At 55.2% G+C, this 8761-nt stretch carries 8 protein-coding genes; 3 read left to right on the top strand and 5 right to left on the bottom strand.

Going from position 1 to position 8761, the window contains the following annotated elements; genetic code table 11:
* A partial coding sequence (locus HXY31_RS05150) for a tetratricopeptide repeat protein (RefSeq protein ID WP_292640462.1) occupies positions 1 to 953 on the top strand: 953 nt, incomplete at its 5' end.
* Here HXY31_RS05150 and HXY31_RS05145 read toward each other — a convergent pair.
* From HXY31_RS05145 to HXY31_RS05135, 3 genes are read right to left on the bottom strand one after another with little or no spacing between them, the layout of a single operon-like run.
* Entirely contained in the window at positions 950 to 1261 is a 312-nt protein-coding gene (locus tag HXY31_RS05145) for a putative quinol monooxygenase (protein WP_292640459.1), read from the bottom strand. The two genes, HXY31_RS05150 and HXY31_RS05145, sit on opposite strands and share 4 nt — an antisense overlap.
* A gap of 5 nt (positions 1262 to 1266) precedes the next feature.
* Positions 1267 to 2412, bottom strand: a complete 1146-nt coding sequence (locus HXY31_RS05140) for an aldo/keto reductase (RefSeq protein ID WP_292640457.1) — start codon at positions 2410 to 2412, stop codon at positions 1267 to 1269.
* A 42-nt stretch (positions 2413 to 2454) separates the two neighbouring features.
* Positions 2455 to 3333, bottom strand: coding sequence for a prenyltransferase (locus HXY31_RS05135; RefSeq protein WP_366933078.1), 879 nt, complete (start codon positions 3331 to 3333; stop codon positions 2455 to 2457).
* A gap of 78 nt (positions 3334 to 3411) precedes the next feature.
* On the opposite strand from HXY31_RS05135, the gene HXY31_RS05130 reads away from it, so the two are divergent.
* Positions 3412 to 3651 (top strand): Lrp/AsnC ligand binding domain-containing protein, encoded by a 240-nt coding sequence (locus tag HXY31_RS05130; RefSeq protein ID WP_292640453.1) that lies wholly within the window; start codon positions 3412 to 3414, stop codon positions 3649 to 3651.
* A gap of 116 nt (positions 3652 to 3767) precedes the next feature.
* Here the strand turns inward: HXY31_RS05130 and HXY31_RS05125 are convergent, their stop codons facing one another.
* Both HXY31_RS05125 and HXY31_RS05120 read right to left on the bottom strand, forming a co-directional pair.
* Positions 3768 to 4169, bottom strand: a complete 402-nt coding sequence (locus HXY31_RS05125; RefSeq protein WP_292640451.1) for a DUF2203 domain-containing protein — start codon at positions 4167 to 4169, stop codon at positions 3768 to 3770.
* A gap of 41 nt (positions 4170 to 4210) precedes the next feature.
* Positions 4211 to 6817: an amylo-alpha-1,6-glucosidase gene (locus HXY31_RS05120; RefSeq protein ID WP_292640449.1), complete on the bottom strand. Its 2607-nt coding sequence runs from the start codon at positions 6815 to 6817 to the stop codon at positions 4211 to 4213.
* Positions 6818 to 6939: 122 nt separating this feature from the next.
* Between HXY31_RS05120 and HXY31_RS05115 the strand changes: the two genes are divergently transcribed.
* On the top strand, positions 6940 to 8751 hold the full coding sequence (locus tag HXY31_RS05115; RefSeq protein WP_292640446.1) for a potassium transporter TrkG: 1812 nt from the start codon (positions 6940 to 6942) through the stop codon (positions 8749 to 8751).
* The last annotated feature ends 10 nt before the right edge of the window (positions 8752 to 8761 follow it).

Here is an 8761-nt window from a genome sequence, read left to right as displayed (position 1 = left end):
TTGCCCTGCGCGCCGACGAGCAGGGAGTCTTGGAATCGCAGCCAGAGCACTTCATCGCGCTGCCGCTCGTAGGCAAGGAAGAGGAAAGGCCGGGCCTCCCGCTTGCGATAAACGTTGTAGCCAAGTACTGGGGCGCGGACCTGGTTGCGCAGCCAAAGGGCGCTGTTCTGATAGACGGGATAGAGCTTGCAGAAAAATCAGGCCTTGCCGCTTTCATCTACAAGGGGTCGCTCAAGGACCTGAAAAAGAGGATAGACCAGGGCATACCGGTCATCGCCATCATGCCAGGAATCCAGGACGTCGCCCAGCACGCCACGGTTGTTTCAGGCTACAGCGTAGAAGAGCGCAGGATAACGACCTATGTTCCAGAGCCTGACACAGTTGGCGCCATCCCGGAGCCAAAATTTGAGAGCGACTGGGAGCAGGACGACTCGACTGCCATAGTCATCGTGCCGGCAGACATGAAGGACATGATAAAGAAGGAAGAAACAAAGTTTGCACAGTCAAACAGGCTCTGCTTTGAGGCAGAGCGCATGCGCCAGCAGGGCAGCCCGGGCAGGGCTGAAGAGATGCTCAGGCAGGCGGCGGAAAAAGACCCCGAGAACGCGCAAGCCTGGTCGCAGCTGGGCGGAATCTACAACGACAAAGGTTCTGAAGAAGCAGTCACATGCTACGAGCGCGCAATCAAGCTGAACCCGAAATACTATCTTGCCTACAGGGGACTTGGCAACTATTACCTGAAAAAGCATGACTACTCGCTTGCAGAAGCCTACTACTCCAAGGCTATAGGCGTCAACCCTTCTCGCTACGGCCCGATATACAAGAACAGGGCTATTGCAAGGCTGGAGCTCGGGAACAACGCCGGCGCCAAAGAAGACCTGAGAGAATACTTGAAGCAGACGCCCAACGCGCGTGACAGGCAGCAGATAGAGACTGAAATAGCCAAGATTTAGCAAACTTTGCGGTAGACTTCAATCCTTGGCGGCTCTTCTATGATGCGTTCAATTTTCTTTGAAAGCGACTGGATGTAGGGCTTTTGCAGGTGCTCTTCAAACGCCTTTCTGTTCAACCATATTTCGTCAAACATGAAATAGTGCGGGTCGCTTTCGTGCACGTGAAGAATGTAGGATATGCTCCCCGGCTCGCTTTGCGTTGGCTCGACAAGCGACAGCAATATTTCTTGCAGCTCTGATGCGTGCCCGCGCTTTGCCCGGAAAAATGCAACCACCCGCAGTGATTCTGGACTGTGGACTTCAGCCATTTTTCTCAGCCCGACATCGGCCTTTGCGTGAGGATCTTTACCGCCTGCGCAAACTCGTCCTTTGTGAGGGGCGGCCTGTCTGCCACCTTCAGGTTTTCCACGACGTGCTCCGGCCTCTTCTGGCCCACAAGCGGCGCTATGACAGAGGGGCTTGAGCGCACCAGCTGCAGGAGCCTTGAAACGGGATCGCCTGCGCCGGGGTAATCGGGAATTTGCGCGTGCAGAAGCCGGCCCTGGAAAAGCGGGATGCTCGTAAAAACGCCTATACCAAGCTTGGCCGCCGCTTCAAGGACGGTCAGGTTGGTTTCTGCGCCCACCTTCTGGTTCTTCAGGAGCAGGGCTTCGCTGTATGCAAGGTTGTAGGGCAATTGGATAAAGCGGAACCCGTGGTCCTTGCCGCCGACGCTTTCAGCCACGTCCACCGCATCTTCGAGCGAAAGGTACTCGCGGCTGTCAGGCGTCACGCGAAAGCATGTCCACGTTGCCATGCCGTAGTAGCGCAGCTTCTCCTGCTTTCGGTACTGCTCGTAGACCTCGAAAGCCTTGGCAAGCATCTCAATGAACTTTTTCCTCTCTACGTCCTCGTGCCAGCTCTCAAACGCGTTATGGATGTACACAAGGTCGATGGTTGAAAGGTGCATGTTTGCAAGCGACCTGTCGATGCACTTTGCAAGATATGAAGGGTGCATGACGTTGTAGCCGGAACTGATGTCGTCTGCAGTGATGACGCCGGTCGCTATGTACATCCTGTGCATGTACTCCATCACGTCGACTCCGGGAAAGTCCCCGTCGTTTGTGATGTAGCCGTTCTTTGTAGACACGAACACCTGGTCGCGGGAAATGCCTTCCTTTGCAAGCCGCAAAAGCGCCCTGCCGATGCTCTTTTCAGACTTCATCGCCCGGTAGTTTATCGCAGTGTCGATGACGTTGACGGCGCCTGATTTCACAGATTCATAGACTGCGTTTTCCACCGCCGCGTCGTCCTTTTGCGAAATGTCACCAAGGTACGTGCCCATGCCGATGCTTGAGAGGCGCAGGCCGGAAAACTCTTTGAAATGCTCCCGGGGCTTGCCGGCGGCAACTGCGCGTTCTTGGTATTTCAGGGTGCCTTCCGGCGTTGCAAAGCCCTTTAGCACTTCAAAACTTGACACGCGCGCTCAAAGCGCGCCCGGCAATAATAAACGGATCGCACGCTAGAAAAGCAGGCTTGCGGCAAGCACAAAGCCCGTCACCCTTGAATACGTGACCGTTGCGCCCATCGCAGGCACCAGGCCCTGCGTTGTATCGTGGTCCCTGCGCAGAGCAGAGGCAGCCTTTACGGCAAGCGGTATCGAGACGAGGCTTGCAAGCGAGTATATTTTCGTGTAGCCAAGCGGGATCCCAATTGCAATGAGGCAATACGCCGCTATGACAAACGCAGGGAACAGCACCGACGCCTTCTGCCTCCCAAGTACTATCACAAGCGTGCGCCTGCCCTTTGACCTGTCTGCTTCAAAGTCCGGAAACGCGTTGACAAAAAGCACGGTTGCAGAAAGCAACCCCACTATTGCGCCCACGTAGATGGCCGCAGGCTCGATGAGCGCGGCCTGGACGTAAAAGGTGCCTAGCACTATCATCGCCCCCTTTATGGCGACGAACAGCTCGCCAAGCCCCGAGTTGACAATAGAGGTAGAATAGAAATAGATTGCAACCACCGCAAACCCCAGGATTACAGCTATGGTTACGCCGCGTATTGCAACAAAATAAGCGCCGACTGCTATTCCTAAAAGCAGGAAAACAATGCCGGCTGTATAGACTGCTTTTGGGGTCAGTATCTTTTCAGGAAGCACGCCGGTGCCGCCGGAAAACTTGGTCCTAGTGGTGGCCGAGTCGATTCCGCGCTTGTGGTCCCAGTAGTCGTTGAGCAGGTCGACGCTTGCGTGCAGGAAGACCACTCCTGCGTACGTCAATGCCGCGAAGGCTGGGTCAAACAGCCCGTACTTCCAGTAGGCAATGGCAAGGCCGTTGCTCACCGCGATTACGGATGCAAGCAGGAACCTTATCCTGATGGCCCGGAGCCAGGCGGAAATCAACGGCATATTGCCGTCGGGGTGGAATCTATGTCTTTTGAACGAAAAACTTCATTAATGTTCGTCTCGATAGCCTCGGTGATGGCAGAGGCATACATTCTCATCAACTGCGAGCTCGGGTCTGAAGACAACGTCATAAAGGAACTCAAGGTGATCCCGGGGGTAGCCGAGGTAAAGGGCGTGTTTGGCGTTTACGACATCATTGCGAGGGTAAATTCTGCAAACGACGAGGAGCTGAAAAAGGCCGTCGCCAAGATACGCTCTCACCAGGGCATCAAGTCAAGCCTGACAATGATGGTCATTGAAGGGCAGGGGAACTGACACCCCCTCCCCCCAGGGTGCTCCATCTGTTATAAGCAAAGCACTGTAACTGACTGTTGCCTGTAGAACGTTGTCAACGTTCTTCTCCCCCGAAGAGTTCTGCAGGCATCCCCCGATTATGGCTCTATGACGCCAGTAGTCTCGAGCGGCTTGCGGCCCATAAAGCCCTCGTCCTTGCCGTGCCAGAACTTTATCTCGTCCTCGCCTGCCTTCCAGCACAGCCAGACCTCCTCGTCAAAACGCTTTGCCGGAAAGTCAAGCAGCCCCTCGTCCACGCTCTTTATAGCCACGCCCGTCCCTTCCAGGATTTCGATGGCCTTGTAAAGCGTCGTTACAGCGGCGTTCAGTTCCTGCTTTTTCTTGATGAAGCGCTCAAAGTCGCTGCCCGAGTCGACTATGGCCTGAAGCTCCTGCTGGAGAACAAGCACCCTGTTCTTCTTGGCTACGATGTCGGCAAACATGCGCTTTACTTCCGGGAGCGCCTTGTTCGCAGTCTGGGGCGTGTACAGCGTGAACATCACATCTCAAGCGCCTCAGGAACAATTTATGCCTAGCGCGGCTAGATGCATTTGTACGTACTGCTCGAGACCTGCACGTTGCCGGGGAATCTGGCTTGCACCAAATTCGCCGACGACTCGAGAAATATTGAAAACCGCGGTTTGCCGCTGCCGTCGACAGGCCCTTCAAACTCCAAGACGCCAAGCCCCGCCTTGAGCGACTCGGGGATCCTGGGGTTGATTGTCACCTTGTTGTTCACCATGTCTGCCTGGAGCCCGAGGACCATCTCCAGAAAAGCGTGTGCGTACATCCCGACTGACCACGCCTGCAGGATGCACGAGTTGAAAGGCTCGGGCCTGTCGCCCCTGTACGTCTCGGCAAACATGCCGTTTTCTGCAAGTATCCTGTCTGCCATCGACTTGAGGTATCGGAAGGCCTGCTCGGTCCGGCCCAGCTTCAGCTCTGCAAGGGCGGCCCACCCCGTGACAAGAGGCCACACCGCGCCGTCGTGGTAGAGCGCCGGCCTGTACTTGGGGTCCTGCGTGGAAAGCGTCCTGACGCCCCAGCCCGTGGTCATGTCCTCCTTTTCTATCCTGTCAAGCACGACTGCTTCCTTGGCGCTGTCGCTGGCTGCGCCGGCCATCAGCACCACCAGCGCGTTTGGCCGGATGCTTGCGTCCTTTGAGCCGTCCTTTCTTATCGTGTCAAAGTAGTAGCCAGTCTCGGGGTTCCAGTACTCGGCGTTTATCTTGTTTTTCAGTTCTTCTGCCCTTGCGCTCCACCTTTTCTCGCTTGCCGAGTCGCCCACAAGCCTCGCAAGCTCGCTTCCGACAGCCAGGCTCTCGTAAAACAGCGCCTGCACGTCGTTTGCGCTCTTGCGCCTGTCTATGTGGTCCATCCAGGTCGAGTCCTGTATAGGAAGCTTGGTCGCAATCCCTGTAAAGCCGTGCTCGATAAAGCCGTCGCCGTCGAGGTCCTTCTGCAGTCCCCAGTCCACCAGGTCGACAATGGCAGGCCACCTCTTGCGCAGGTACTGCAGGTCGCCTGTCGACATGACATACCTGCGTATTGCCCAGGGAAAGAGAAAGGTCGAGTCGGCAGACCCGTAGGTGGTGGAGTGCAGAAACGCCTTGCCGCTTATTATCATCGGAAGCTCGCCTTTTGTCACCCCATTGGAGCCTTTTGACTGGTGGCGCAGGAAATTGTCTATCGCCTCTTTTGCAAACGAGTAGTCGCCCATTGCGAGGTAACCCCTGAGCGACCAGCCCGTGTCCCGCGCCCAGTAGTTTGGAAAGCGTGGAAGGCCGGCGCAGATGCCCGGGCCAAGCCCGTCGTACTCGCCTTTCAGGTACTGCAGGGCCGCCTTTGCCTTCTCGTAGGCGCGGATGAGCCGGTTCATCTCTGGATTCTGCTTCTCGCCGGTCTGCCTGACTGTCAGCGTCGACGACGAGTAGCCTGAAAACCAGCTGCGAGTCTTGTCAAGGTGCTCGGCATAGTTGTCGCGCATTTCCACAAACTCTTTCAGGGACTCCTTTGCGCTTGTAAAACTCCCGGTTCCGACAAGCACAACTTCTACCGGCTCGCTTCCCACCTCAAGGTCATACGACAGCTCAAGATCGTTGTCAAACGAGTCTACGAGTATTTTCCGCGGCTTCAGGCTTTTTGGCGCGACTCCTATCGTGCCAAAGTACTGCGCCTGCCTTTGCGGATTGGTGCTGAGAAGCAGGCAGTTGTTCTTCCTGTCGTACTTTGACGCGTTGCTCTGCGAAACGGCCGCAAGGCCGTAACTCGTGATGTTGCCGTCGATGATAAAGTGTATCCTGACGCGCCTCTTCCTGCCCCTGCGTCCCTTGGCAAGCCCTTCAAGCAGGCGCAGGCCGGTTGTCATGATAAAGCCCTTGCTTTCATGCGGCACAAACAGCGTCCTTGTGACGCCAAGCCCCGCAAGCTCGTGCCTTGTCTGGAGCACCCCGTTTTCATGCCGCGACCATACGACAAAGTTTGGAAGCCTTTTCCTGACTCCCTCTTCCATCGATATCTCCACCATTATACGGCCAAAGACGCGGGCAGGTGGAACGTACAGGCCGCCGTTGTCGTATTTTACCCCCATCCAGGTCCACGGCGCAGAAAGGGCACCTGACGACGAGCAGACGATGTACGCCTTCTTGCCTGAAAGCGCAAGCGGCGTTGCAAAATCGCGGAACATGTCTTCGGTGGATTCGGTCTCAAGCAGCGGGTCCACAGGCAGGACCACCTTTTCCTTGTGCGAGTTCACGCTGTCAGAAAACGTGAACGGTATGGTTATCAGCTCAAAGCCCTCCATCCTGCTCATGATTGCAAGCTTGTGCCGGCCCCTGCTCAGGCCACCGTTTGTCACCAGGAACCTGGCGCTCTGGAAGGGCTTGAACGCAAGGGGCCGCTCTTCTGACACAAGCGAAGCGTTTACCAGCAGGTCGTTAGTCACTACGTGGACGCTCTTTTTCTGGACAGGGATGTCGTCCACGTACAGGTCAAGCGATATGATGTTGCCGCCAAGGGGCACGGGCGGGTTTAAAAGCGAAAACACAAACCCCTCCTGCTTTTCGGGCCCTGCGACAACCGTGGCGTTCTTCAGGCTCCCCTTTACATAAGACAGCGAAGTGTGTATCGCGTCAAGGGTGCCAGTCACGCTGTCTAGGGTTCAGTTTTCCCTTATTTTTCTTTTGAATATCGACAGCCGACGTATTTTCCGCATGTAGAAAACTACGAAAACGGTTAATAACCGTCCTCCCTTCCTCATGGGTGCTCCGTATGGAGAATGCTCTGGACCGTCCCGTTACGTCCTTTGTCAGCAGGCAGTTTGTCCTCATTGACGGCGAAATCGACGTTGCCAAGGCCGTCGAGACTATGCAGACAAGGAACAGCGACACCATCATAGTCACCCGTCGAGGGGCGCCCATAGGCATAGTGACTGACAGCGACATACTGGACAAGGTCGTCCAGACAGGGGGCGACTCTGACAGGATACTCTTAAAGACCATAATGACAAGCCCGGTCATCACGGCAAGCCCCAAGGCGACTGCGCGGGAAGTCCTAGGGCTGATGCGGTTTTACAAGATAAAGCGCATACCAATCATAGAGGACGACAAGGTAGTCGGGATTGTGACCCAGAGGGTCCTTGCAGACTCTATCCGGACGTCGGTGCTGGAGCGCACGTTCCGCAAGTACAGGTCTGCAGTGCGCGACCAGCTAAAGACGCTCCTTGGCAACATGGGCCTTGTCATCCAGTTTGCAGGCATCCTGCTCGTATTCCCGGCACTTCTTGGCGCGTTCACCGGCCAGACCGAGTCTGCAGCAGGCGTGTTCATCGCAGTTGTCGGCCTGTTTGCTACAGGCTTTATCCTGAACACGTACGGCGAGCGCGGGCCCCTAAACCTGAAGCAGTCGTCAATACTTGTCGTGAGCAGCTTTTTGCTCCTCGGCCTTTTCGGCAGCATACCTTACATGTACGTTAACCCGTTTGGAAACATCCCTCTTGACGCACTGTTTGTGAACAGCTTTTTCGAGAGCATCTCGGGATTCACGACGATCGGGCTTTCCATGATATTCTTCCCGGAAAACCTGCCCGACAGCCTTAATTTTTACCGCTCGTACACGCAGTGGGTCGGCGGCCTTTCATTCATCTACCTTATCATGATGCTCTTTTATCCCGAGCAAAAGCTCAACGCCATGAAGAGCATGCTTGGAGGGACCATGCTCCGGTTCAAACAGCTCCTGATAACAATCAGCATCATCTTCACAATATACACCGCCGTCCTGATACTCTTGGCATATTCGACTGACGGGACAAACTTCATCTACGACACGGCGCTCATCTTTGCCACAGTCACAACTGGAGGGTTTTCACCGTCCTCAACATTCGTGTCGATGGACAACATTCCGCGCCTGTTCGTGGTGGGCGCAGGCATGATAATCGGCGCTCTGCCATTTGCGTTCCATTATTCGATATTCTTCAAGGAGCTCAGGCGAAAGAGGCTTGGAACAGAAGTCCTGATTTATGCGATGGTGCTTGTGGCGGCGGTTCCTGTTTTCATCGCACTCTCGGGAGCTGATCCGCTGGCAGCAGCATTTCACATTGTGAGTGCGTCTACAACGTCAGGTTTCCAGTTTCTTGACCTGACGACGATCCCAATCGCCTCCAAGGTGATGCTCATAATGCTCATGCTGCTTGGGGGCACCGCGTTCTCGACTGCAGGAGGCATCAAGGTCAGCAGGCTCTACCTGGTTTACCAGAAAATTACCAAGAAGGACATTACTGACATCGCAGGTTCTATCTCCACGCGCGCCATGGACAAGGCGTTCTACGAATCCATGATCGTGATAGGAGCGTACATTGCAATCGCGCTTGTGACGGGACTTGCCATAGGCGCGCTCGAAGACATAACATTTGACAACGCCTTATTCGAAGCCACGTCTGCGCTTACAACCTCTGGGCTTTCCACATACCTCATAGCAGTCGACTCGGACATACTTTCCAAGTTCATACTGATAGCCAACATGGTGTCTGGCAGGTTCGAGATAATAGCCATCATGTACATCTTTATCGCCCGGCTCAGAAGATAAACCACAAAAG

This window comes from Nitrososphaera sp., assembly GCF_013388945.1.
GTDB lineage: Archaea > Thermoproteota > Nitrososphaeria > Nitrososphaerales > Nitrososphaeraceae > Nitrososphaera.
Note: the sequence above shows the minus strand (reverse complement) of the source record. Positions and strands in the feature narration are given on the sequence as shown.

What these genes read in the sequence shown, in the direction of transcription:
- HXY31_RS05145 (WP_292640459.1), bottom strand. Translation starts at nt 1,261, where the DNA reads ATGGCTGAAGTCCACAGTCCAGAATCACTGCGGGTGGTTGCATTTTTC.
- HXY31_RS05130 (WP_292640453.1), top strand. Translation starts at nt 3,412, where the DNA reads ATGGCAGAGGCATACATTCTCATCAACTGCGAGCTCGGGTCTGAAGAC.
- HXY31_RS05125 (WP_292640451.1), bottom strand. Translation starts at nt 4,169, where the DNA reads ATGTTCACGCTGTACACGCCCCAGACTGCGAACAAGGCGCTCCCGGAA.
- HXY31_RS05115 (WP_292640446.1), top strand. Translation starts at nt 6,940, where the DNA reads ATGGAGAATGCTCTGGACCGTCCCGTTACGTCCTTTGTCAGCAGGCAG.